Consider the following 24,078-nt stretch of genomic DNA (forward strand, 5'->3'; position numbering starts at 1 on the left):
GGCGAACTTGAAAGTATAGCAGCGCGGGCGAAACCCGTTTGACGGCGTCTGGGGCGGAGGAGCGCCGCCCGAGGCGCCACGTTGGCACGACCGTGGCACCGTCGCGGCGCCATCGCGGCATCACATCGCGCGCCCACCCCGGCGGTAGGCGCAGGTAGAATGCGCGCCATGGAATCATTCGACATCGCCGTGATCGGCGCAGGCGCGGCCGGCATGATGTGCGCGGCGGTGGCCGGCCAGCAGGGCCGCCGTGTGGCGCTGATCGATCATGCGCCGCGCCTCGCGGAAAAAATCCGCATCTCGGGCGGCGGCCGCTGCAACTTCACGAATTTGCAGGCGAGCCCCGCCAACTATCTCTCGAACAACCCGCATTTCTGCCGCTCGGCGCTCGCGCGCTACACGCCGCGCGACTTCCTCGCGCTGCTGCGTCAGCATCGCGTGACCTGGCACGAGAAGCACAAGGGCCAGCTCTTTTGCGACCAGTCGAGCGAGGCGATCATCGACGTCCTGCGCGCCGAATGCGACGCAGGCGGCGTGGCATGGCGGCGCCCGCTGCCCGTCGAGGCGGTGAATCATGCCGACGGAGCGGGCTTCACGCTCGGCACGCCGCAGGGCGAGATTCGCGCCAAGGCGCTGGTGATCGCCACGGGCGGTCTCTCGATACCGAAGATCGGCGCCACCGATTTCGCCTACCGCGTCGCGAAGCAGTTCGGCCACAAGCTCGTCGACACGCGTCCCGCGCTGGTGCCGCTCACGTTCGCACAGCAGGACTGGGCGCCTTACGTGCCGCTGGCGGGCGTCTCGCTCGAAGTGCACGTTGCGACCGGCGAGCGCAAGACCGGCGGAGCCTTCGACGAGGACCTGCTGTTCACGCATCGCGGCCTCTCCGGGCCCGGAGTACTGCAGATTTCGAGCTACTGGCAGCCGGGTCAGCCAATTCGCGTGAATCTGCTGCCTGAGCGAGCCGTCGGCGATGCGTTGATCGAGGCGAAGGGCGCGACGAAGCGCCAGATCGGCAACCTGTTAGCCGAGTGGGTGCCGACGCGCCTTGCGCACGCCTGGCTCGAGGCGCATCAGGTGCCGCTGGAGGCGCGTCTTGCCGATCTGCCCGACAAGACGCTGCGTCGGATCGGCGAGGGGCTCGCGCAATGGACGCTGACGCCGACTGGCACCGAAGGCTACAAGAAGGCCGAAGTGACGCGTGGCGGCGTGGATACGCGCGAGCTCTCCTCCGCGACGTTGATGAGCCAGCGCGTGCCGGGACTGTATTTCGTGGGCGAGGCGGTGGACGTGACGGGCTGGCTCGGCGGCTACAACTTCCAGTGGGCGTGGGCGTCGGGCGTGGCCGCTGGCGAGGCTGCCGCGCAATTCTCGGCGGCAGCGGGCAACGCCTGACGTTTGCTGGACGGCCAACAAACGAAGCAGTGAATGCGGGCGAACGGGCCGCCAGGGTTCGGGTTTTTCCTCCAGGTGGCCCCACGGTGCCCTGACATGGAACTGCTATACTTGATTTTCTTTACCTCCTGATCCGTTATTGGAAAATGACGACCATCCGCGTAAAAGAAAACGAACCCTTTGAAGTTGCCATGCGCCGCTTCAAGCGCACGATCGAGAAGAATGGTCTCCTGACCGAGCTTCGTGCGCGAGAGTTTTACGAAAAACCCACGGCTGAACGTAAGCGCAAGAAGGCAGCGGCGGTGAAGCGCCACTTCAAGCGCCTGCGCAGCCAGATGCTGCCGAAGAAGCTGTACTGATTGTGACGCCGCCATGGCTTCCGTTGGTTTTGGAAATTCATGGCGACGCAAGCAGCCGGCATTGCCGCTGGCCAGTCCCGGGAAACCCGGGCCGGGCCGGCAACAAGGCCTGCGCTTTTTTCTGGTGTGGCCGCAGCCGTGTCGAATCCGCACCGACCCGCCTGGAAACGCTTCCAGGCGGGTTTTTGCATTCCTGTGATGTTTCGGTGCGCGGGTTTGGCTGGTGGTTTGGCGCGGTGGCCGCGCTGCCCGGGATTCTCCCGGGGATTGTGCAACCCCAACGCATTTCAGGTGAGTGATGAGTCTCAAGGACCAGATCAACGACGACATGAAGGCCGCGATGCGCGCGCGCGAAAGCGAGCGCCTCGCCACGATTCGTCTGCTGCTCGCCGCCATCAAGCAACGTGAAGTCGACGAGCGCGTGACGCTCGACGACGCCGGCATCACGGCGGTCATCGACAAGATGATCAAGCAGCGCAAGGACTCGATCAGCCAGTTCGAAGCGGCGGGCCGCACGGACCTCGTCGAGAAGGAAAACGCCGAGTTGCAAGTCCTGTCCGCCTATATGCCCGAGCAGCTTTCGGAGGCCGAAATCGCCGCCGAAGTGCAGGCAGCAGTCGCCCAGGTGGGTGCGAGCGGCCCGCAGGACATGGGCAAGGTCATGGGCGTGCTCAAGCCCAAGCTGGCAGGCCGCGCCGACATGACGGCGGTCTCCGGGCTCGTCAAGGCCGCGCTCGCGAAGTGAGGGCCGCGTCTCGCGCGGCGCCGGCTTTTCTCGCCGTGCACCGTCGCGAGGCCTGTCAAGGGCCGTGCGAACGTGCGTGCCCAACCCCTGTTACCCGAGCTCCCGTGCCCTGATGATTCCGCATTCGTTCCTGCAGGATCTGCTCAACCGCGTCGATATTGTTGACGTGGTGGGGCGTTACGTGCAGCTCAAGAAGGGCGGCGCGAATTTCATGGGCCTCTGCCCGTTTCACAACGAAAAGAGCCCTTCGTTTACCGTTAGTCCAACGAAGCAGTTTTATCACTGCTTCGGTTGCGGCGCGCATGGCACCGCCATCGGCTTTCTGATGGAGCACGCGGGCCTCACGTTTCCCGAGGCCGTCAACGAGCTCGCGCAATCGGTCGGCCTCACCGTGCCTCAGGAGCCGTCGCCGATGCGTGGCGGCGCCTATGGTGGCGGCAGCGGCGGTGGCGCCGAGTCCGGCGGCTACGCGCCAGGTGTTTCGAAGGCCGTTACCAACGCGCTCTCGGACCTCATGCAGACGTCTTGTGACTACTACCGCAAGCAACTGCGCAGCGCGCCGAATGCCATCCAGTATCTGAAAAAGCGCGGCCTCACGGGCGAAGTCGCAGCCCGTTTCGGCCTGGGTTACGCACCCGATGGATGGCAGAACCTCGAATCCGCGTTTACCGATTATCGCGACGACGCGCTGGTCGAAGCCGGCCTCGTAATCGTCAGCGAAAAGCAGGATGCGCAGGGCCAGTCGCGTCGCTACGACCGCTTCCGCGACCGCGTGATGTTCCCCATCCGCAACGTGAAGGGGCAGGTGATCGGCTTTGGCGGGCGGGTGCTCGACGGCGGCGAGCCCAAATATTTGAATTCCCCGGAAACGCCACTATTTAACAAGGGTAGCGAACTGTACGGGCTGTTCGAGGCGCGACTGGCGATCCGCGAACAGCACTACGTGCTGGTAGTCGAAGGGTATATGGACGTGGTCGCGCTTGCGCAACTCGGATTCCAGAACGCGGTGGCGACACTGGGCACCGCGTGCACGCCCATTCACGTGCAGAAGCTGATGCGTCAGACCGATACGGTGATCTTCAGCTTCGACGGCGATGCGGCGGGCCGCCGCGCGGCGCGGCGTGCGCTAGACGCGTGCCTGCCGCATGCGGCGGATAACCGTACGATCCGCTTTCTGTTCCTGCCCTCGGAGCACGATCCGGACAGCTATGTGCGCGAATTCGGCGCCGAGGCATTCAAGGAGCAGGTCGACCGGGCCATGCCGCTCTCGCAGTTCATGCTGAACGAAGTCCTGGCGGGCAAGGAACTCGATCAGCCCGAAGGGCGTGCCCGCGCGCTGTTCGATGCGAAGCCGCTGTTGCAGGCGCTGCCGGCGAACGCGCTGCGCGCGCAGATCATGCACATGTTCGCGGACCGCCTCGACGTGCCGTTCGAGGAAGTCGCGGCGCTTTGCGAGGTCGATGCCCGCATTGCCCAGGCGGCGCGCCAGGCGCCCGCGCGCAAGGACCGGCACCTCGTGACCGGGATCGAGCGCAAGGCGCTGCGAAACCTGGTGATGCATCCGCGCATCGTGGCGCAGCTCGACGAGGAGGCCGAACAGGCGCTCATCACGCTCACGCGGCACGGCGAACTGTTCGAGGAAGTGACCACGCACGCACGCGCGCTGGGCGACGCGGCCGAGTTTCAGCTCCTCTCGGATCTGTTGCGAAACGGTGCAAACGCCCCCACCTTCGAGGAGATTTTTCGCGAAATTCTGGACTATGATGAAAACGTTCGGGATTTGCTGATGAAAAATCCAGAAGACGGCGCCGTCGTGGAGGAGCGCCGCGAGCAGGAGCGGCTCGTGGGCGAGGAAATGACGGCGGCAATCCTGAAAATGCGCTTCGACGCCTGCAGCGAGCGGCTGGACGTGCTTTCGCGGCAGTCGCGTCATACGCCCGAGGAGCTTGCCGAATATGTGAAACTGAATCAGACGCGAGCTGACATGAAACGCCAGCTCGGGCTGTAGGGGGGAGCGTGCGCAGGCGATTATTACCCTGCGTGCTACAATAAAAGGTTCTCAGCGGTTTGTTTTTGTTGTTTGTTTTTGTTTTTTCCGGGCGGACAGCTCAAGGATCACTCGGAGGTCATTCGCCGGGTGGTACCAAAAGGTGTCCAGTTTCCAGCAAGGGCGGAATGGCAATGGCAAAGACTACAGGCGGAAAAAAGGCGACAGGCAAAGGCTCGACGGAGCCGACCAGCAAGGTCACGAAGGCCCAGGACGCACCATCATCCGCCAGTTCCCGCCGCAAGGCGGCGACCGCCAGTCATGAAGTCCCCGCAGTCCGGAAGAAAGCCATGGCTGCTTCGGCCGCGCGAGCGGCGCCCGGCAACGAAGCGGTCCGGTGGTCCGAGTAGTGCAAGGCAAGTGCCTGCCGTTGCGGACGATGCGGCAGAGCGCGAGGCTCCAGTATCCACGGTTCAAGAGGCTGATGTCCAACAGCCGCGAGTCGAGACTACAGCCGGTACGGCGAACTCCATGACGAAAAAGCTGAATGAAGTGTCCGTCGATGACGACGCAAACCAGAGCGAAGAAAGCACGCCCACCGCGGGCAAGGGTGAGAAAACCACCCGTGCGCGCGACCGGCGAGCGAAGGAAAAGGCGCTGCTGAAAGACGCATTCGCGTCATCGCAGCCCGGGACCGTCGAGGAACTCGAAGAACGCCGCAACAAGCTGCGCGCGCTCATCAAGCTTGGCAAGGAGCGTGGCTACCTCACGTACGCGGAAATCAACGATCACCTTCCGGACAACTTCACCGAGACCGAGGCGATCGAAGGCATCATCAGCACGTTCAACGACATGGGCGTGGCCGTCTACGAACAGGCGCCCGATGCCGAAACGCTGCTCCTGAACGACAACGCGCCCAACGCTTCTTCGGACGACGAAGTAGAAGAGGAAGCGGAAGTCGCACTCTCCACCGTCGACTCCGAATTCGGCCGCACGACCGACCCGGTGCGTATGTACATGCGCGAAATGGGTACGGTCGAGCTGCTCACGCGCGAAGGCGAAATCGAAATCGCCAAGCGTATCGAAGACGGCCTCATGCACATGGTCATGGCAATCTCCGCTTGCCCGACCACCATTGCCGACATCCTCTCGATGGCCGAACGCGTCGCGAACGACGAGAGTCGCGTGGACGAGCTCGTCGACGGCTTGATCGATCCGAACGCCGAAGACACCGACGGCTTCAATGCGAAGGAAGCCGAAGAGATCGAGAACGAGGCAGAAGAAGAGGAAGAGGAAGAGGAAGAAGAGGAGCAAGAAGAGGACGACGGCACGGCCCAGGCGACGGCCAACGCGGCGCAGCTCGAAGCCCTCAAGCGCACTTCGCTCGAAAAATTCGCGCTCATCAGCGAATGGTTCGACAAGATGCGTCGCGCGTTCGAGAAGGAGGGCTACAAGTCGAAGTCCTACCTCAAGGCGCAGGAAACGATCCAGACCGAACTGATGTCGATCCGCTTCACGGCGCGTACCGTCGAGCGTCTGTGCGACACGTTGCGCGCGCAAGTAGATGAAGTGCGCCAGGTCGAACGCCAGATCCTGCACACGGTCGTGGACAAGTGCGGCATGCCGCGCTCGGAGTTCATCGCGCGCTTCCCGGGCAATGAAACCGACCTCGACTGGTCCGACAAGATCGTTGCCGAGAATCACTCGTACAGCGCAATCCTCTCACGCAACATTCCGGCGATCCGCGAGCAGCAGCAGCGCCTGCTGGACTTGCAGGCGCGCGTGGTGCTGCCGCTGAAGGACCTCAAGGAAACCAACCGCCAGATGGCGGCCGGCGAACTGAAGGCGCGCCAGGCCAAGCGCGAGATGACCGAGGCGAACCTGCGTCTCGTGATCTCGATTGCGAAGAAGTACACGAATCGCGGTTTGCAGTTCCTCGACCTCATCCAGGAAGGCAACATCGGCCTGATGAAGGCGGTGGACAAGTTCGAGTATCGTCGTGGTTACAAGTTCTCGACCTACGCGACGTGGTGGATCCGTCAGGCCATCACGCGCTCGATTGCGGACCAGGCGCGCACGATCCGCATTCCGGTTCACATGATCGAGACGATCAACAAGATGAACCGCATCTCGCGGCAGATCCTGCAGGAAACCGGCCTCGAGCCGGATCCGGCAACGCTCGCCGAGAAGATGGAAATGCCGGAGGACAAGATCCGCAAGATCATGAAGATCGCGAAGGAGCCGATCTCCATGGAAACGCCGATCGGCGACGACGACGATTCGCATCTGGGCGACTTCATCGAGGACAACAACACGGTGGCGCCCGCCGACGCCGCGCTGCACGCATCGATGCGCGATGTGGTGAAGGACGTGCTCGACTCGCTTACGCCGCGCGAGGCAAAGGTGCTGCGCATGCGCTTCGGTATCGAGATGAGCACGGACCACACGCTCGAAGAGGTCGGCAAGCAGTTCGATGTCACGCGCGAGCGGATTCGCCAGATCGAAGCAAAGGCACTGCGCAAGCTGCGTCACCCGAGCCGCTCGGACAAGCTCAAATCATTCCTCGAAGGGAACTGATGTTCGTTTGAGATACGACCGAAACACATGTATTGCGCTTATTTTCTGCTCAATCGCGTGCGTCGGATAGGCAGGTTGGAGCGGTTCGTGTAGTATGTCGGCCTGCCGTCGAAAAGCCCGGCCTCCGTGTAGACCGGGCTTTTTTGTTGACTTCCCCTCGTAGTAGCTTCGTGGGCCGGACGCCGTGTTGGTTGCAGGCAGCGGACTCATAATCCGCCGGAGAAATCCCGTCGTCGGTTCGAACCCGACCCGGCCCACCATTCCATAGCGTTCCAGGGTGTTCCTGGACGTTCCGTTTTTCTCACCCCTCAGTCCAGATTGGATAGGGGCGCCGGTCTTCCTGGACGTTGTTAACAGAATGACTTTTGCAGGTGTCGCCAGCATATGATGCAGCAGGCGATTCTGAGGAAAACCTCGTGGATGGAAGCAAGCTGTTCGAAGCGGATGCGCAGTCGGCGGAAGGTGTGAAGCCACGAGATGGTCCGCTCAGCAACCCAGCGTGTTTTGCCTAGCCCACTACCATGAAGCTGACCACGTCGAGCGATTTCGGTTGCAATGCCAGCGTCATGCAGTGGACGTCGATATTTGTCGTGGTCGTAGCCTCTGTCGCAGACATTGGCAGGGTGCTTAAGCGACTGCGATGCGAAAGAGTCGACGGAAATCAGGGCAGTTTTCCTTCACCTGCGGAAAGCTAAATCGATCTGCTGAGTAATGGTCGCGCGCGTCACCCATCACAAGCCAGTCAAATACGGCGGCAATGCCGCGAGCGTCGTGTTCGCGGCGCCTTCGAAGCGTTGCAGCCAGCGCGCGTCCGCCTGCTTCAGATGGTCGTGCAGGGCAGCGGCCGCCTTCGCCGGCTTCTTCGCGAGCAACAGGTCGTAAATGGTCCGGTGTTCCTTCAACGCATTCTCGATCGACGTAAGCGGAATGCGCAGCACAGGATCGAACAGGTAGCGGGTCGGCACGAACAGCATGCGCGTACGCGCCAGCACCTGCAGGATCTCGGCATTGGGACAATGCGACAGCAAGTGGATGTGCAGATCATGCTCGACGACGTCGGTGTCGAACCCTTCGCGCGGAAAGCCGTCTAGCGCCTCGACCACCGTTGCGCGCAATTGCTCGACGTAGTCTCGGCTCACGTGCGCTGCAGCCTGTTGAAGCGCCTCCGGCTCAAGCAGCCAGCGCAGTTCATACAAATTATGGGTCTTGTCTGGCGTGACGCGCGTCGCGATCCAGCGGCCCATCGAATCCTTCGTCACGAGCCCGACGCTATGCATGCGCGCAAGCACATCGCGCGCCACCGTGCGGCTCACACCGAAGTGTTCGGCCAGTCTCTCCTCGATGATTCGCACCGAGACGAACATCACCCGCGCGCACAGTTCGCGCTCGAGTTCGACATAAATGCGCTCCCACTGCTGCACGGAGGCGATCTTGACTTCGTCGAGCACCGCGCGCTCGCCCGCGACGCCTGGCTTCACCTTGCCCGCCACTTCATAACCGCGTCCGCTTGCTTCCTTGACGAGCCGCTCGTTGCAGAGCGTCTGCAAGGCGTAGCGCGCCGGAGAACGGCTGATGCCAAACGACTTCGCGACCTGTGCTTCCAGCAGCTTTTGCCCGGGCGCGAGGCGACCGTCCTCGATCATGGCTTTGAGTAGCGCATAGGCGCGCTCCTGAACGGAATGCTTTTCGACGATTTCTGACATGGTCTTCACCTGGCGGCGGCGCCTCTACGCGGGACAGATGCCGCAGCTTTCGCAACGCTTTGATTCTGCCGCACGCGCTTCAGCGGACGGTTGCGAAATGTTAGCCGATTTGGGGCCGCATTTCCGGCGCCCCGCGAACCGCGGGTGAAAACACTCCTTGACACCGCGGTTTTGCGCCGATAGTCTTAAAACGTACATTGCACACGAAGTACATTATAGGGCGAAAATGGGAGGCAGGGATTCTTATGAAGCTGGTACGGTGGGGACAGCCGGGCGCTGAAAAGCCGGGCGTGCTGGATAGCGAAGGGCAGGTACGCAGCCTCGTCGGCGTCGTCGACGACTGGTACGGCAAGGCGTTGACGGATGGTTCGCTCGGGCGCGTCGCGGCGCTCGATTTGCGTGCGCTGCCGCTCGTGGCTCCTGGCGAGAGGCTTGGGCCATGCGTCGGCGCGGTAGGAAAGCTGGTCTGTGTCGGCCTGAATTACACGGACCATGCGGCGGAAGCCGGGATGGCGCTGCCGAAAGAGCCGATCCTCTTCCTGAAGGCGACAAGCGCGATCAATGGTCCATTCGATCCCGTCCAGATCCCGCGCGGCGCGCAGAAGGTGGACTGGGAAGTCGAGCTCGGGATTGTGATCGGCAAGGCCGCACGCTATTTGTCGGAAGAAAACGCGCTGTCACACGTTGCCGGCTACTGCGTCGTGAACGACGTGTCGGAGCGCGCGTATCAACTCGAGCGCGGTGGGCAGTGGGACAAGGGCAAGGCAGCGGACACGTTCGGTCCGCTGGGACCGTGGCTTGTCACCGCGGATGAGGTGCCGGATCCGCAGGCGTTGTCGCTGTGGCTCGACGTGGACGGCGTGCGGCGTCAGGACGGCAATACGCGTGACATGATCTTTGGCGTCGCGGAACTGGTCTCTTACATCAGCGGCTTCATGAGCCTGCAGCCCGGCGACGTGATCGCAACGGGCACGCCAGCCGGTGTCGGCATGGGCCTGAAACCGCCTGTTTATCTGCAAGCCGGACAAACGGTATGCGCCGGTATCGTCGGCCTCGGCGAGCAACACTCGTCCTTCGTTGCGTTCGACGCTTCATTGCAGGCGTGACATGGCCGATACCGTCACATGTGTCGACGATCTGCAGCGGCTCGCGCGCCGGCGCGTGCCGAAGATCTTCTACGACTACGTGGACAGCGGTTCGTGGACGGAATCCACCTATCGCGCGAACGAGGTCGATCTCGGCCAGCTAAAGTTCCGCCAGCGTGTCGGTTGCAACGTCGATATGATCCGCACCGCTGCCACGCTGCTCGGCCGTCCGTGCAGCCTGCCCGTGGCGCTCGCGCCGACCGGCCTCGCCGGCATGATTCACGCCGACGGCGAGATCCTCGCGGCCCGCGCGGCTGCCAGATTCGGCGTGCCCTTCACGCTATCGACGGTCAGCATCTGCTCGATCGAGGACGTCGCCGAGCATGTCGCAGAGCCGTTCTGGTTCCAGCTGTACATGATGAAGGACCGCGATTTCATCGTCCGGCTGATCGAGCGCGCGCGTAACGCGGGCTGCTCCGCGCTCGTGCTGACGCTCGATCTGCCTCTCCAAGGCCAGCGTCACAAGGACGTGCGCAACGGCCTCTCGGTGCCGCCGAAGCTGAATCTGCGCACCCTGTCGACGATGATGGCACGTCCTGCGTGGTGCGCGCGGATGCTCGGCACGCGGCGGCGCACCTTCGGCAACATCGTTGGGCATGCCAAGGGTGTAACAGACACGTTCGCGTTCGCCGAGTGGGTGAGCCGCCAGTTCGACCGCACGGTGACGTGGGACGACATTGGCTGGATCAAGCGGCACTGGGGGGGACGGCTCATCGTCAAGGGCATACTCGACGCGGACGACGCGCGCCGTGCGGTTGCAGCAGGCGCCGATGCGATCATTGTGTCGAATCACGGCGGGAGGCAACTTGACGGCGCCCCGTCGTCGATCAGTGCGTTGCCCGCCATTGCCGCAGCCGTCGGTCAGCAGACGGAAGTGCTGATGGACGGCGGCATCCGCAGCGGCCAGGACGTGCTGCGTGCGCTCGCGTGGGGCGCGCACGGCGTGATGATCGGCCGTGCGTTCCTGTACGGCCTCGGCGCGCTCGGCGAGGCGGGCGTTACCCGCACGCTCGAACTCATTCATAAGGAACTCGAATCAACGATGGCGTTGTGCGGCATCACCGACGTCGCCGACGTCGGCCGCGACGCCATCGTGACAACCGCACCCGTCGCCGCGTCCGCACGGCCGGAGAACGCATGCCGGCTTGCCGGAGAAAGTGGTCTATCTGTTATTGCCTGGTTTGAACAGCTCATTCGCCAAGGAGACATATGATGTTCGGTAACTACAAGATGCACGAAAACAGCGGCGTCAATCCGCCTTATTCGCCCGCGTATCCGGTCGAGTGGGAGTGCCCGCTGCGCACGCTCGAAGTCGTCACGCGCGTGGATCAGGCGAAGGTCCGCGAGTTGCTGAAGGACACGCCTTTCGAACTGGTCAACGACCGCGTCGCGTTCCGTTTCATGCTGTCGCCGGGGCATACGCTCGCGGTGCACTCGGGGGCGATGTTCGACCTGATGGTAACGGTGCCCGTGCGTTACGAAGACCTGTTCACCCAGACGCACATCTTCATGTATTGCAGCGACCCGATGGGGATTGCGGCGGGCCGCGAGCTGTTCGGCTACACGAAGAAGGACACCGACTACGCGTTCGACGAAACGGCGGACGGCAAGGTGAGCGGCTGGGTCCGCCGCCGCAAGGTGCCGCTCGCGGACTTTAGCTTCACGCCTGATCCGGACGCGCCGCTTGTTCTGCTCACGGACGAAGCCGAGCAGCCGGCGGGCGAGATTCACGTGCGCCGGCTGCCCGACCCGTCGAAGCTGGGCATTGCCTATGCCGACGTCGTCTATCGTCGCACGCCGCTGCGCTACACCGAGCCGGTGCGCGGCCGGATCGACTGGAAGCTGCACCCGAGCACGTTCGATCCGATCGCGGACCTGGAGCCTGAAGTGCTGAGCGCGCACTTCATGACGTCGGACGTGTACGGCGGCGGCTTTGCTGTCGAGGATCGCCGACTGTTGAAGAGGCTCTATCCCTGAACAGCCTGAACTGGACGAGGCAGCGATAAGCACGACCGCCACTTGAGTCGCACGCTCTCCGGCGCCAGCGGCTGGGCGGTTGTGCTCGCGGATGCGCTCGCCGTCGGCACGACGGACGACGGCTTCGTACGCAAACTCGTTGCGTTCGCATGAAAGCAGGCTGTCGCAATGAAGCAGTTGTCCTAATTAAATAAGGGCTCGCATTCCCTGGCCTGACGAACGAAAGTTAGCCGATGGCGACAATCCACGGTTATGAGATGAGACACCAGATTCTCAAAATGGAGGAAGACAAATGAGCACGACACGTTCGCGCTGGATGCTGATTAGCCTGCTATTTCTAGGAGGGGTCATCAGCTACCTGGACCGGGCCGCACTTTCAATCACGGCGCCGCTCATTTCGAAGGAGCTGAAGCTTGACCCTGCCCAACTTGGGATTGTGTTCAGCAGCTTCTTCGTTGGCTACGCGTTGTTCTGCTTCGTGGGCGGCTACTGCTCCGACCGCTTCGGGCCAAAGCGCGTTCTCGCCGTGTCCATGTTGGTGTGGTCGCTGTTCTGCGGAATGACTGCATTGACCGTCGGAATAGTGAGCCTTCTTGTCGTGCGTATCATCTTTGGCATGGGAGAAGGACCCCTTTGTTCAAACATCAACAAGATGGTGTCCAACTGGTTCCCGCATTCAGAGCAGGCCAGCGCCATAGGCATTGCGAACTCGGGCACTTCGCTTGGTGCGGCACTTGCCGGACCCGCCGTCGGCTTCGTGGCCGTGAGTATGGGTTGGCGATTGTCCTTTGTCCTTATTGCCATAGTTGGTGTTCTGTGGGTCGTCATGTGGGTTGCACTTGCCAAAGACAAGCCCGCGGTGCCGCCTGACGCACCTGCAGACCTTGCCGATAGTGACGAATCGGCTGCCGTTTCGGTCAGTCAGCCAGTAACTCCGCTGTACGAACTTCTTGTTCGCCCCTCCATTCTCGCGACGGCTTTTGCATTCTTCGGTTACTCGTACATCCTGTATTTCTTCCTGTCGTGGTTTCCGAGCTATCTCACGATGGCGCATCACCTCAGCATTCAAAAAATGGCTGTGGTCAGCGTGATTCCCTGGGCAGTTGGTGCCACGGGCCTGATTGCCGGTGGGTTCTTGTCGGACTTTATCTTCCGCAAGACGGGCCGGGCCATCTTTTCGCGCAAGGTGGTGCTGATCACCTGCCTGAGCGCAGGTGCAATCTGTGTTGGCATCACTGGGACCGTGAAGGACATGACGAGCGCAGTTTCGCTAATGGCCATCGGCGTATTCTTCATGTACGCGTCCTACAACACCTACTTCGCCCTCGTGCTGGACACGGTTGAGAAGAATCGCGTTGGAGCGGTTGGCGGATTCGTCCACCTGGTGGCCAACTTGGCCGGCATTGTTGCCCCCACGGTGACGGGCTTCCTCGTACAGTGGTCCGGCAACTTCGAGAGTGCATTCCTGGTGACCGGAGCAATCGCCGTGTCGGGTGCAATGCTTGTCACGATTTTCGTACGTTCTCCAAGACGTCGCGCACTGAACCAACCTACAGTTGCATAAAATGGTCGTCGGGATCGGTGCGTCAGCCGGCGGGTTGAATGCGCTTCTGGAGTTTTTCGAGGCGCTGCCCGCCCAGATCTCGATGGCGTTCGTGGTGGTGGTGGGCCATCTGGCGTCTTACCCTGTCAGCAATCTGACCGATCTGTTGCAGAAGCAGACCGAGATGCCCGTGCTCCAGGTGACCCAGCCCACGGCCGTCGAGCCCGCTCACGTCTACCTCATTGCTCCGTCGCTCGACCTGACAATGGTCGGCGGCTATCTGCGCGTCGAGCCGAGCCAGCCTGAAGAAGGGCGCCGGGCCGCCATCGACGTGTTCTTCCGCACGCTGGCCGAGGCGCACCGCGAAAGAGCGATCGGCATCGTGCTGTCCGGCGCAGGCTCGGACGGCTCTGCGGGCATTTCGCGCGTCAAGGAAATGGGCGGCATCACGTTCGCGCAGGATCCCGCCGAAGCGGAATACGACAGCATGCCGCGCAGCGCGATTGCCACTGGCATGGCACGACTTCGTGCTCACCGCCGCGAAGATGCCGCAGCGGCTGCTCGATCTGTGGCTGACTGAGAAGGAGATTCACCTGCAGAATCGGGAGCAAAGCGAGCGCGAGGAGAATCTGGCCAGCGTGGCCGCCGACCGTGCGCTGCGCGAGATCATGGTCATCCTGCGCACACGCACGGCACACGATTTCCGCCATTACAAGCGCGCGACCATCATGCGCCGAATCGAGCGCCGCCTGCAGGTCAACAGCATCACCGATCTCCAGTCGTACCGCGACTACCTCCATCTGCATCCGGACGAAACCCAGGCGCTGCTGCAGGACATGCTGATCAGCGTGACGAACTTCTTCCGCGACAAGGAAGCGCTCGAGATGCTGGAGCGCGATGTGCTGCCGTCGATTTTCGAGGGGCGCCGTGAGGAGGACCGCATCCGCGTGTGGTCGGTCGGCTGCGCGACCGGCGAAGAGGCCTATTCGCTGGCGATGCTGTTGCAGGGCTACCAGGCCTTGCACACGAACCGCAGCGTCGAGGCGCGGCGCGTGCGGATCGAGCGCGATGGGCGCTCGTATATCGTGAACATGACTACGCGTTCTGTGCATGATCACGAAGCCAATGCTGATTTCGTGCTCGTGCTGTTCGACGAAGTGGAAACCAGCATGGACGGCGTGGAGGCGGCGACCCGCGACGCTTGGAACGACCCCATCGTCAACCAGCTCGAAAACGAGCTGCAACGCACTAGAAAACTGCTGGAGTCGACCATTGAGCAGTCGAGGACTTCGACCGAAGAATTGAAGGCTTTCAACGAGGAGCTTCAGGCGATTAACGATGAATTGCGCTCGGCCAACGAGGAGCTCAGGTCTCGGGCCGGAGCAGCGGCCCGAGACAACGACGAGTTGCAGAACCTGATTGCGGCGAACGATATCGGCACGATCTTCGTCGACCGTAACGTTTGCATCAAGCGCTATACGCCTCGGGCGACCGACGTCTTCAGCATCATCGAATCCGACATTGGACGCTCGCTGCTCGACATCTCGCACCGGCTTGAATACGACAAGCTCGCCGACGGCTCGGCCGAGGCATTGGATTCTCCGCGCCTCATCGAGCGCGAGTTGAAGAGCAACGACGGGCGCTGGTATCTAGTGCGCCTCGTGCCGCACCGCACGACGGAAGACCACATTGATGGCGCGGTGCTCTCGTTCATCGACATCACGGCCCGCCGTCAGGTCGTAGACGGCCTGCGCGATGCGAGCGGTGCATGTGCATCGGCCACCGGAATCTGACTGTGCCTCTGCGCGTGTTGGCAGGCGTCAAACAAGCCTCGTACCGGTGAATACAGGCAAGCCAGTTGTCGCGATCACGTCGTCGAGGCACCTTCCGCCCGTCGGCAATTCTCCGATACTGTCGTCGGCCATAGGCGTAAGCACCTGCATAGCGCGGATTGTTCAGCGTCCGAAGGGCCGTCGACGCGGTAAGGTGCTGGAGAGTGACGAACTTCTCATTGTGCGTGCGGGACCGGTTGCCGAGTTCGTCATATACAAAGCCAGTTGGTAGCAGACAGCGATACTCGCCGCGGTTGACCTTGTTCAGGATTCCGCCGCGTAGTCGTGCTTTGAGAACATGCAGTTCGGCTTCACTCATTGTTCCTTTGAGTCCAAGCAGGAGCCGATCGCCCGCGCGGCCCATGGCAGCCGCTGTACGCGCTATTCGCAGGTTTCGAACTGGGATCGAAGGTCATCGAAGACCAGTCGGCTCAGCTTGTAGAGCGCAACGCGAACTTCTGATTCAGTTTCCGGCTCCCGGCTCGATATCACTGGATCGGTCCTTCGATAGCAGTGTTCTCACCAAGGCGCGCAAATCCGATCTTTCGCCTTCGAACGCGTGCTCCATTTTTTTTACGTGCATGACCAGCCATTCGATCATTTCCGGCCAACACTCCTTGTTGTGGCCGTCGAATGACGCCGCGCATTCGATCATGGAGACCTTTTTGTCGTCCATTCTTCTCCAGTCAAGTTGGCAGCCATACAAGGCTTCGATATGTTCCCGGCGTGCGAACAAATGGTCGAAAAGCGCTTTGTTGACCTCCTTTGATCGCGTTTCCAACGCGAAATCGACACGCGCTTCATCGCGATTGAAAATCATCGAATAGTGGATGCCGCTGACGCCATAGCCAGAATTAAGCCAATGGTCCTTGCTCGGACTTATGTTCTGGTAGAGGCCGACGTCTGCGCCCTTAAGCGCTTCGAGCGTGGCATGCCAAAACTCGGCCCGGAGCTGATGGCGCGTTGCTTGGCCACGCTCGGCCGATTGCTCCTCGTTCTCTTTTTCGGAGATGCCGATCATTAGTTCTTCGGCCTCAGGCAGTGGAATCACCTGTTCTACGGTCAGAAAGAGGTTCTCTCCGTCCTTGAACGGCGTCGCCCGAAAACATTTGACGAAAACGCGGTGCTTGAGCAGCCATAACACGGTCGACGTCACTTCCTTGCGGAACTGCGCGGCGACGAGGATGAGACGTTGATCATTCCCGGGGTTCAGGACAACTTCGGCGAAATCTTCTTCGCCGAGAAAATCGCAGATCAACGCTTTGGCATCTTGCCCGCTGGCGTGCTTGTCGAGATAGCGCTGAAAAATATCTGCGATTTGCGATTTGGAAAGCGTTGAGCAATAGGATGCATATTTGAGTGCCTGCCACACCACATCTTTGCCGGAGTCGTCCAGCTTGTTCTCGATTACGACGAGATTGCCGGCTTTATCGATAGCGAGCAGGTCGAGCCGCTCTCGTGTATCGTCGAATCCGTCAAACTCTTTCTGGATGATCAACAGGTCCTCGTCAAGGGCGTCAGGCTTGTTTGCCAGCCATTCCTGTAGATGGTGCCGCTCTGTAAATCCCAACTCAGAGAAGCTTACCTGTTTGATTTCGATTATCCGGTTTGATTCGTGGTCTATCTTGAACATGTGCGAACGGGTGGTCAGAGGTGCAAGGAGCAGTAGCCGCAGTGCGTCAACTCACTGAACCTCTCGTTCGGGAGCAGACTTGGCGGCGAACGGGTAGGTCCTCGCAAATTTGGCAGCGGATGAGAATTCTCGAACGAAAACACCTCGGCGGTTGCAACCCGCCGCCGCCTCAAGCGCGGCGTCATACGGTTCTCTTTGCTTGTGTGCGACTACTTCTCCGTATTTTTGCACACATTCATCCCAATTCAACTGCCTGTCGGCGACCTGCTTCTATCCGGTCAGCGCGAAGCCGCTGCCGATTTCATGAAGCTGCATCTGCACGGCGCAGTACGGGAAAAAACCTCGGATTAAGTTGCGCTCCCCACGACGGTCCGGCTTCCGGGAAGTGGCCAGGTGCTCGACCAGCGTGAAAGCCGGGCCGGGCCTGGGATCAGCAGGAGCCTTGGCGCCGCTCGTGTTACTGGCACGCCTCCTGCATTCCCATGCACCATACTCAAAACTTGTGCCGCACGCCCACCTGCACGAACGTCTGCCGGTCGTTCGACGATGCCGTAAGTGCATTGAGCGTCGCACGCGCCTTGCGGCCCGTGGAGTCGGTACCGCTCGCGAACTCCGTACTGCCGATGATATAGACATCCGTGCGCTTGGAGAGGTAGTAGTCGAGTGAGAGCGAGATGTTGTTATAGCTGGAACTGTCGATGGATCCCGCGCCCGACCCGTGCGTATAGCTGTAGACGAACTGTGAGAGCAGGAACGGCGTCCAGTAGTGCGTCATATTGAATTCGGCCGTATCGAACTTCGCGGTACCGGAGAGACGCAGCGGATTCGCGCCGGAGGACGTATCGCCGAGATTCCTGAACTGCACGTTGCTGTAGACGATCCCGAACGTCGTGCTCTGCAGCGTGTAGCGCGCGGCGAATGCGACAGCCTGATAAGTGTGTGCCGAAGCGTACCCGCTATAGACAGGACTGGCCGTCATGTTGTTGACGTTCGTGCCGTTGATGTTTGTGGGCGAACTCGTGAAGAAGGACTGGTTCGGATTGCGGGCATTCATGTAGGCCACGCCAGCGGAAAGGTTGCCGTAATCGTAGCCCGCGCCCACCGACCAGATCTGGTTGCGTGAATAATCACCAGCCTGGCCGCCGAAGCCGTACACGCCGCCGAAGGTGAAGCCGCCCAGGCTCGGGCTCATGTACTTGATCGAGTTGTTGACGCGCTTGCTGTTGTTCAGGTTGTCGAGGTCGCCGGGGTGCGCCGTCGTGCCGCCGCCGTAATTGGCGGAATTCATGCGGCCTTCAACGAACGTCACGAGCGAATCGTACTGGCGCCCGAACGTGACGGCCCCATATTGCTTGCTGGAAAGTCCCACAAATGCCTGGCGTCCGAACAGCAGACCGCCTTGAAGCGCGGAACCCTTGCCGAGGTCGAAGCCGTTTTCTAGCTGGAAGATCGCACTGAGTCCTCCGCCCAGGTCTTCGACACCCTTGAAGCCCCAGCGCGAGCCTTGCATGATGCCGCTTGCGCCGCCTATGACGCGCCCACCTCCGCTGTTGCTCTGATAATTGACGCCGTAGTCGATCAGGCCATACAGCGTGACCGCGCTCGTGTCTGCATGGGCCAGCCCCGATGCTGCTGCGAGCAAAAAAGTGCAGGGAAGCGATTTTTTAATGGTAAGCATGGCGAAATAAAATGAATGTTTGAGGTTCACGAGAAGTCAGCACGCGGTCAGGCTGCCAATCGATCCGATGCGCACTGGTAAAACAGTAACGCCACCGCCCGTTTCCTGTATTCGCAATCTATCAAGCGTGGTTTGCGTTACACGCAAGCCTCACGTGGCGGCCCTGTGATGGCGCAGCGCGACCTTGGAGACCGCGCTGCACCCGACGTCATGCGAGGTCGAATACCGCCGGCAAAGTCACTTCGAGCAGTTCGAGGTCGGCGCTGCCGTTGGCGAGCGAGTAGGGCAACTGGCCCGGAATCGCCACGCTGTCGTCGGCGCCAAGGCGCCATTGCTGCTCGCCTTGCACGACGTCGACCGTGCCGGCGAGCACGAAGAAAAAGCAGAACTCGGTATCGTGCCGGCGCACCGCCGCGCACGGCCCGCCGCTGGGACGCACGACGCGCACGCCCGCCACGCCGTTTGTCGCCGCGCCGATGCCGGTATCTGCCGCCACAAAACCCGGCGACGTCCAGGGCGTCCACGCAGCGCGAGCTTTCACATGGCGCACGAAGCGCTGTCCATTGAATTCGTGCTCCGGCGCATAGCGCTGCGTCGGCAGTGCCATTGCGTGGTCGGCCATGGTGATGTGATCGGCGGGGCTGCCAATCTCCACGACCTCCGCTCCTGCGGAGCTCTCCAGTACCCGATGACGGATCTCGGGCGGCTGGAGCACGCAGTCGCCGGCCTCGAGGACGAACGGTTCGCCCTGGCCTTCGTAGACGAGACGCACCCAGCCTTTTCGGCAAAAGATCATCTGGAAGCGCGTCTTGTGATAGTGCACGTAATCGGGCACGGGTCCGCCTTCGAGGATGCGGATGTGCGAGGCGATGAACGCGCCGCCGTGCCGCTCGGGCAACAGATCGCGGTAACGCATCCCTGCGCGGCCGACGCTCCAGTTTGCGTTCTTACGCGCGCTCGAGAGCACCAGCGCCTGACGCGTGGGGGGTGTCCTGAGCGGCGGATTGGCGTGCACGAGGCGCAGGCGCACGCCGTTTGGCGCGATCAGTTCGCGCGCGCCGCTGGCGACGGAGTCGGGATCGTCGCAGAGCACGTCGAGTTCGGTGACGCCGTCGCGTACCTGGGTGCCGAGGCGAATCGCGAAGCCGTCGCGTGAAAGCATCGCGGTGCGCGGTTGATCGGCGGGAAAGATGGCGTCGATGCGAAAGCCGAGTCGTTCGATGAAGAATGTCATCGTCGCGGTGAGGTCGGTGCAATGCATCGGTACATGAAAGCCGCGCACGCCAGGCGCGCGGACATCAGTGGAATCGGAGTTGGCGTTCATGGTGAGGATCGCTTGGTCGTTATGCAGGGGTATCGCTGGTTCAGGCATCAGGAGTTGTTCAAACCGGCGGACCCGTCAGCACGCACGCGATCCCCGCGCGCCGCGGCGAACGCGAACGGTCGCAGCCGCCGTGCTTTAGCGCGGCAAACATGGCGCGAGCCGCTCAATTCCCGCTGCGCTCGTGCAGATGCCGGGCGAGAATCTGATCGTGCGGCCGCGCGCATCTACGAACAGGCGTGCCTTACTGAGTTCGTGCACGATCTGCGCCGGGTCGAGATGTTCGGGTGCGCGCGCCATGATGCTCGCGCCGCGTTCGTCGTCGGCGCGCGGCGAAAGCACGGTGTAGCCCTTTTCGTCGAGCAGGTCGATGAGCACGTGGCAGAGCGCGAGGTTGTGCGCGCGCAGGCTGTCGACAGGTTGCGCGCGCACCCACCGCATGCCGGGCTGCGAGGCGATGAAGGGCAGCACGGAAGGCGTGCCGGTGTCGAAGCGGCGCGCGTCGGGTGCGTAGGCGAAGCGTTCGAGATCCCAGTTGAACGGATCGTCCTGGCTAAACCAGCCGCGCACGGACGGTTCCATGCCCTGTGCCATGAGATGGGGCGCGACATAGCCAAGGCCAGTGCCCGGTGCACCGCACAGCCATTTCAGCGTCGAGCCGCAGACGAAATCGAATGGCGTCTCGCGCACGTCGAACGGTAGGATGCCGATGCCCTGGGTGACGTCGAGCGCGACGAGACTGCCGGTGCGCAGCGCGTGTGCGCGAATGGCGCGAAGATCGACGCGCTTCGAGGTGAGCGACGAGACCCACGTGACGAGCGCGAGCGCGACGTCGTCGCGCCATGCACCGATGAAGTCCTCGTCGAGCACGCAGGACTCGCCTTCGCGCACGGGCACGGTGCGCACCGCAAAGCCGCGGCGCTGCGCCTCGCCGCGCAACAGGAAATGCAGGCTCGGGAAGCAGTCGGCGGCGACCAGCACGGTCTTGCCGCGCAGTATCGCGTCGCCGAGCCCGTCCAGAAAGCGTGCGAATGCCTCGGTCACGTTCTGCGCGCCGAATACGTCCTGCGCACGCGCACCGACCAATTCGGCCCAGTCTGCCAGCAGGCACGCGCGCGCGGCCAGAGCCAGGTCCCAGCGGCGCTCGTTAGCTGCGCACCAGTAGTCCGTGAAGGTCGCGAGTGCTTCGGTCATCGCCTGCTGATGGCCGGGGTAGACCCCCACGGAGTGATACATGAGCCAGCCGCTGCGATCGTCGTCGTGCGCGGCAGCCAGTGGGGCAACCAGCGGGGCGGCAAGCGTGTCGGTAGAGAAGTCGTTCATGTCGTCGGAAACCTGAATGCGTAAATCGGTTAGAGATGCTTGACGATGCAGCGGTGATAGATCGCGATGCAGACGAGGCTCAGCACCGCGCAAGCCATCAGGTAGAAGGCCGGCGAAAGCGGGTCGTGGGTCCAGCCGATCATCGCGGTGACGAGCCAGGGCGTGAAGCCGCCGAACACCATCACACCGATGTTGTAGCTGAAGCCGAGGCCGGTGCTGCGCACGTCGGTGGGAAACAGCGACGAGAGTACGGCGGCAAGCGGGCCGAAGTAGATGGCCTTGAGCACCCCGGCAAGCGTCATGATCGTCATCAGAATACCGAACGATCGGCTCGCGAACAGCCACGCAAAGCACGGATAGATAGTGAGGAGCGTGGCGATGGCCGAGACGGTCATCATGCGGCTGCGCCCGTAGCGGTCGGCCAAGTGGCCCATCAGGGGCGTGCACAGCATCAGGATCGCGCCGGTCACCACGGTGGCGGCAAAGCCGGTCGATGCGGGCAAATGCAACTGGCGGATCGCATAGGTCGGCATGTAGAGGATCATCAGATAGCTCGCCGCGGTCGAGACGGCCATGATGCCCGCAGCCAGCAGCACGCGCCCCTTGCAGCGAGTGAGCAGTTCACGGACCGGCGCTGGGCGGCTCGTGGGCGCGGCCTCGCGTTGCGCGGGCAGTGTGTCGTCGATATGGCGGCGGATGTAGAGCCCGACCGGCGCGACCAGCAGGCCGAACACGAAGGGCGCGCGCCAGCCCCACGACTCGATCTGCGCCTGCGAGAGCTGTGTGCTGAGCACGAGCCCGGCACACGAGGCAAGCACGGTGCTCATGCCCTGGCTCGAGAACTGCCAGCTCGCGAGAAACGCCTTGCGCGTCGACTTCTGCTCGACCATCAGCGCGGTGCCGCTGCCGAACTCGCCGCCCGTGGAGAAAGCGATGACGATGCGCGCCATCATCAGCCCGAGTGGCGCGGCGAGGCCGATACTCGCGTAGGTCGGAATGGTCGCGCAGACCAGGGTGCCGAGCGTCGTAAGCGCAAGCGCGGCGAGCAGGGCGGCCTTGCGTCCGCGCCGGTCGGCATAGCGTCCCAGCACGAGCGCGCCGAGCGGTCGGAACACGTACGAAAGCCCGAACGTGCCGAACGTCATGAGCAGCGATACGGTCTGGTCGTGCGCGGGAAAGAAGAGCTTCGAGAGCGTGACGGCAAAGAAGCCGTATGCCGCGAAGTCGAACCATTCGAGCGCGTTGCCGATGCTTGTGGCCACGATCAGGCGCCTGAGCGGTTTGCGGTCCGGCCGCACGCTGCTGTCTCCGATGACGGTTGAATCCATGACGTGTCTTGTGTCCAGAAGGTAAGCAAGGGATACGGTTTCAGCGCGCGTGCGCCACGTGCTTCGCTTGAGGTGTGTCGCCACTGCCGAGATCCCAGAAGAGGCCCGCCATCAGCCCGAGCCCCTCGCGCAGCACCGGCGCAAGGCCGTGCTCGTTCGGCGCGTGCTGCCGGCATCCCGGGTAGGAGTGCGGCACCCAGATCGTCGGCAGTCCTAGCGTGTGCGCAAAGCATTCGTTGGGAATGGTGCCGCCCAGGTTCGGCAGGATGGTCGTCGGCTTGCCCGTGGACGTTGCAATCGAGCGCTCTGCCCAGGCCACCCAGGGGTGGTCCGGATCGAGGCGCGTGGCGGCGCCCGAGGCCTCGATTTCCACGTCGATATCGGCGAAACCCTCGCGTGCGAGATGCGCGCGGATCAGCTCGCGTGCGTTGCGCCAGTCGGTGCCCACCACGAAGCGCAACTGGCAGACGGCTTGCGCGAGTTCGGGAATGGCGCTCACCGGCTGGCGCACGTCGCCGGCCTCCATCGCCAGCACTTCGAGCGTGTTCCAGGCGTAGACGCGCTCGGCCGGCGTGAGACCCGGCTCGCCCCAGCCCGGCGAGAGGTCCGGATCGCCTTCGTCGACACCGATTTCGAGGTCCGCGATGCGCGTGCGCACCTGCGGCGCGATGGGCGGGGGCAGCAGCCCATTGATGCGGATGCGGCCGTGGCCATCGACTAGCGAAGCGAGCGCGTTGGCAAGCACGGTCGCGGGATTGGCGAGCACGCCGCCCCAGTTGCCCGAATGGCGCGCGCCGGCGGAGCTGCGCGCGCGCAGCCGGAAGTGCAGCGCGCCGCGCGAGCCGAGAAACAGCGTGGGTGCGTCGGCGCGCTGCCGGGGGCCGTCTGAGGCAATCAGCAGATCCGCAGCGAGACGTTCGCGCAGGCTTTCGCAGAGTGCAGCGAGGCCCGGCGAGCCGACTTCCTCGCCCATTTCGAACAGCACCTTGGCATTGAAGCCGAGCCGGCCGCGCGCCCCGAATACGGCCGCAAGTGCGGCGAGGTTGACCGTGTGCTGGCCCTTGTTGTCGGCCATGCCGCGCCCGTACCAGCGATCACCTTCCACGCGCAACTGCCACGGCGAGCGGCCTTCGCTCCAGCGTTCGGCGTCGCCGCCGACCACGTCGCCGTGGCCGTAAAGCAGCACCGTCGGCAACTCGGGCGCTTCGATGCGTTCGGCGAGGAGAAAAGGCGGCATCCCTTCAACGGGATTCTCGACGATCTCGCAGGCAAACCCGAGGGCGGCGAGGGCGTTCGCAACCTCGTCGCTCAGGTAGGCATGCAGGACGGGTGCCGATTCGGGCCGCTGGCTTTCGGTGGCGAGCGCCACGCGGCGGGCGAGATCGGTGCGCAGGGCGCCGGAGTCAAAGGCGTGGAAGGCGAGGTTCAGTGCGGTTTCACGGGACATAGGGGCGATGCGAGCTGGGTTCGGTGTGGTTTGTGGACCCAGATTAGCCCTGCGGGAGTTTTTTTGTATTCGCAATCAAACAAGG

17 protein-coding genes, 1 tRNA gene and 1 pseudogene are annotated in these 24,078 nt (G+C 62.6%); 11 read left to right on the plus strand and 8 right to left on the minus strand.

The window, feature by feature from the left end:
• Positions 1 to 168 precede the first annotated feature (168 nt).
• The 6 genes from L5014_RS15785 (at position 169) to L5014_RS15810 (ending at position 7,323) form a co-directional block, all read left to right on the plus strand.
• Positions 169 to 1,395 (plus strand): BaiN/RdsA family NAD(P)/FAD-dependent oxidoreductase, encoded by a 1,227-nt coding sequence (locus L5014_RS15785; RefSeq protein ID WP_238464667.1) that lies wholly within the window; start codon positions 169 to 171, stop codon positions 1,393 to 1,395.
• Positions 1,396 to 1,541: 146 nt separating this feature from the next.
• Positions 1,542 to 1,754: a 30S ribosomal protein S21 gene (gene rpsU, locus L5014_RS15790; RefSeq protein WP_013434742.1), complete on the plus strand. Its 213-nt coding sequence runs from the start codon at positions 1,542 to 1,544 to the stop codon at positions 1,752 to 1,754.
• A gap of 298 nt (positions 1,755 to 2,052) precedes the next feature.
• Complete coding sequence (locus L5014_RS15795; protein ID WP_238464668.1) at positions 2,053 to 2,499, plus strand: GatB/YqeY domain-containing protein; 447 nt, start codon at positions 2,053 to 2,055, stop codon at positions 2,497 to 2,499.
• Positions 2,500 to 2,611: 112 nt separating this feature from the next.
• Complete coding sequence (dnaG, locus tag L5014_RS15800) at positions 2,612 to 4,507, plus strand: DNA primase (RefSeq protein ID WP_238464669.1); 1,896 nt, start codon at positions 2,612 to 2,614, stop codon at positions 4,505 to 4,507.
• A gap of 300 nt (positions 4,508 to 4,807) precedes the next feature.
• Positions 4,808 to 7,063 carry an RNA polymerase sigma factor RpoD gene (gene rpoD / locus L5014_RS15805; protein WP_420800076.1) on the plus strand — a complete coding sequence of 752 codons (2,256 nt, stop codon included), beginning with the start codon at positions 4,808 to 4,810 and terminating at the stop codon, positions 7,061 to 7,063.
• Positions 7,064 to 7,235: 172 nt separating this feature from the next.
• A tRNA-Ile gene (locus L5014_RS15810) sits at positions 7,236 to 7,323 on the plus strand.
• A gap of 90 nt (positions 7,324 to 7,413) precedes the next feature.
• Here the strand turns inward: L5014_RS15810 and L5014_RS15815 are convergent.
• On the minus strand, positions 7,414 to 7,728 hold the full coding sequence (locus L5014_RS15815) for a transposase (RefSeq protein WP_274389387.1): 315 nt from the start codon (positions 7,726 to 7,728) through the stop codon (positions 7,414 to 7,416).
• Positions 7,729 to 7,794: 66 nt separating this feature from the next.
• A complete protein-coding gene (locus tag L5014_RS15820) occupies positions 7,795 to 8,766 on the minus strand; it encodes a GntR family transcriptional regulator (RefSeq protein ID WP_238464670.1) in 972 nt (323 codons plus the stop codon).
• Between the two features lie 245 nt (positions 8,767 to 9,011).
• Between L5014_RS15820 and L5014_RS15825 the strand changes: the two genes are divergently transcribed.
• The 5 genes and pseudogenes from L5014_RS15825 to L5014_RS15845 all read left to right on the plus strand — a co-directional run.
• Complete coding sequence (locus L5014_RS15825; protein WP_238464671.1) at positions 9,012 to 9,872, plus strand: fumarylacetoacetate hydrolase family protein; 861 nt, start codon at positions 9,012 to 9,014, stop codon at positions 9,870 to 9,872.
• Between the two features lies 1 nt (position 9,873).
• Positions 9,874 to 11,124 carry an alpha-hydroxy acid oxidase gene (locus L5014_RS15830; protein WP_238464672.1) on the plus strand — a complete coding sequence of 417 codons (1,251 nt, stop codon included), beginning with the start codon at positions 9,874 to 9,876 and terminating at the stop codon, positions 11,122 to 11,124.
• Entirely contained in the window at positions 11,121 to 11,888 is a 768-nt protein-coding gene (locus L5014_RS15835) for an acetoacetate decarboxylase family protein (RefSeq protein ID WP_238464673.1), read from the plus strand. The genes L5014_RS15830 and L5014_RS15835 overlap by 4 nt, the downstream gene beginning before the upstream one ends.
• Positions 11,889 to 12,180: 292 nt before the next feature.
• Complete coding sequence (locus L5014_RS15840; RefSeq protein WP_238464674.1) at positions 12,181 to 13,452, plus strand: MFS transporter; 1,272 nt, start codon at positions 12,181 to 12,183, stop codon at positions 13,450 to 13,452.
• A 4-nt stretch (positions 13,453 to 13,456) separates the two neighbouring features.
• A pseudogene (locus tag L5014_RS15845) lies at positions 13,457 to 15,224 on the plus strand (chemotaxis protein CheB); the annotation flags it as partial.
• Between the two features lie 502 nt (positions 15,225 to 15,726).
• On the opposite strand, the gene L5014_RS15855 reads toward L5014_RS15845, so the two are convergent.
• The 6 genes from L5014_RS15855 to L5014_RS15880 all read right to left on the minus strand — a co-directional run bounded on the left by L5014_RS15855 (position 15,727) and on the right by L5014_RS15880 (position 23,993).
• Entirely contained in the window at positions 15,727 to 16,896 is a 1,170-nt protein-coding gene (locus tag L5014_RS15855) for a DUF4268 domain-containing protein (RefSeq protein ID WP_238464676.1), read from the minus strand.
• A 493-nt stretch (positions 16,897 to 17,389) separates the two neighbouring features.
• Positions 17,390 to 18,574, minus strand: coding sequence for a porin (locus L5014_RS15860; protein ID WP_238464677.1), 1,185 nt, complete (start codon positions 18,572 to 18,574; stop codon positions 17,390 to 17,392).
• Between the two features lie 208 nt (positions 18,575 to 18,782).
• Complete coding sequence (locus tag L5014_RS15865; RefSeq protein ID WP_238464678.1) at positions 18,783 to 19,898, minus strand: cupin domain-containing protein; 1,116 nt, start codon at positions 19,896 to 19,898, stop codon at positions 18,783 to 18,785.
• 135 nt (positions 19,899 to 20,033) lie between these two features.
• Positions 20,034 to 21,218 carry an aminotransferase class V-fold PLP-dependent enzyme gene (locus L5014_RS15870; protein WP_238464679.1) on the minus strand — a complete coding sequence of 395 codons (1,185 nt, stop codon included), beginning with the start codon at positions 21,216 to 21,218 and terminating at the stop codon, positions 20,034 to 20,036.
• Positions 21,219 to 21,247: 29 nt separating this feature from the next.
• On the minus strand, positions 21,248 to 22,546 hold the full coding sequence (locus tag L5014_RS15875) for an MFS transporter (RefSeq protein WP_238464680.1): 1,299 nt from the start codon (positions 22,544 to 22,546) through the stop codon (positions 21,248 to 21,250).
• Between the two features lie 40 nt (positions 22,547 to 22,586).
• Complete coding sequence (locus tag L5014_RS15880) at positions 22,587 to 23,993, minus strand: M20 family metallopeptidase (protein ID WP_238464681.1); 1,407 nt, start codon at positions 23,991 to 23,993, stop codon at positions 22,587 to 22,589.
• Positions 23,994 to 24,078: the final 85 nt, after the last annotated feature.

The sequence above is a fragment of the Paraburkholderia tagetis genome (genome assembly GCF_022213065.1).
GTDB lineage: Bacteria > Pseudomonadota > Gammaproteobacteria > Burkholderiales > Burkholderiaceae > Paraburkholderia > Paraburkholderia tagetis.

Excerpts from the sequence above, each read along its gene's own strand:
- L5014_RS15785 (WP_238464667.1), top strand. The coding sequence starts at position 169 with ATGGAATCATTCGACATCGCCGTGATCGGCGCAGGCGCGGCCGGCATG.
- rpsU (WP_013434742.1), top strand. The coding sequence starts at position 1,542 with ATGACGACCATCCGCGTAAAAGAAAACGAACCCTTTGAAGTTGCCATG.
- L5014_RS15795 (WP_238464668.1), top strand. The coding sequence starts at position 2,053 with ATGAGTCTCAAGGACCAGATCAACGACGACATGAAGGCCGCGATGCGC.
- dnaG (WP_238464669.1), top strand. The coding sequence starts at position 2,612 with ATGATTCCGCATTCGTTCCTGCAGGATCTGCTCAACCGCGTCGATATT.
- rpoD (WP_420800076.1), top strand. The coding sequence starts at position 4,808 with ATGAAGTCCCCGCAGTCCGGAAGAAAGCCATGGCTGCTTCGGCCGCGC.
- L5014_RS15820 (WP_238464670.1), bottom strand. The coding sequence starts at position 8,766 with ATGTCAGAAATCGTCGAAAAGCATTCCGTTCAGGAGCGCGCCTATGCG.
- L5014_RS15825 (WP_238464671.1), top strand. The coding sequence starts at position 9,012 with ATGAAGCTGGTACGGTGGGGACAGCCGGGCGCTGAAAAGCCGGGCGTG.
- L5014_RS15830 (WP_238464672.1), top strand. The coding sequence starts at position 9,874 with ATGGCCGATACCGTCACATGTGTCGACGATCTGCAGCGGCTCGCGCGC.
- L5014_RS15835 (WP_238464673.1), top strand. The coding sequence starts at position 11,121 with ATGATGTTCGGTAACTACAAGATGCACGAAAACAGCGGCGTCAATCCG.
- L5014_RS15840 (WP_238464674.1), top strand. The coding sequence starts at position 12,181 with ATGAGCACGACACGTTCGCGCTGGATGCTGATTAGCCTGCTATTTCTA.
- L5014_RS15855 (WP_238464676.1), bottom strand. The coding sequence starts at position 16,896 with ATGTTCAAGATAGACCACGAATCAAACCGGATAATCGAAATCAAACAG.
- L5014_RS15860 (WP_238464677.1), bottom strand. The coding sequence starts at position 18,574 with ATGCTTACCATTAAAAAATCGCTTCCCTGCACTTTTTTGCTCGCAGCA.
- L5014_RS15865 (WP_238464678.1), bottom strand. The coding sequence starts at position 19,898 with ATGAACGCCAACTCCGATTCCACTGATGTCCGCGCGCCTGGCGTGCGC.
- L5014_RS15870 (WP_238464679.1), bottom strand. The coding sequence starts at position 21,218 with ATGAACGACTTCTCTACCGACACGCTTGCCGCCCCGCTGGTTGCCCCA.
- L5014_RS15875 (WP_238464680.1), bottom strand. The coding sequence starts at position 22,546 with ATGGATTCAACCGTCATCGGAGACAGCAGCGTGCGGCCGGACCGCAAA.
- L5014_RS15880 (WP_238464681.1), bottom strand. The coding sequence starts at position 23,993 with ATGTCCCGTGAAACCGCACTGAACCTCGCCTTCCACGCCTTTGACTCC.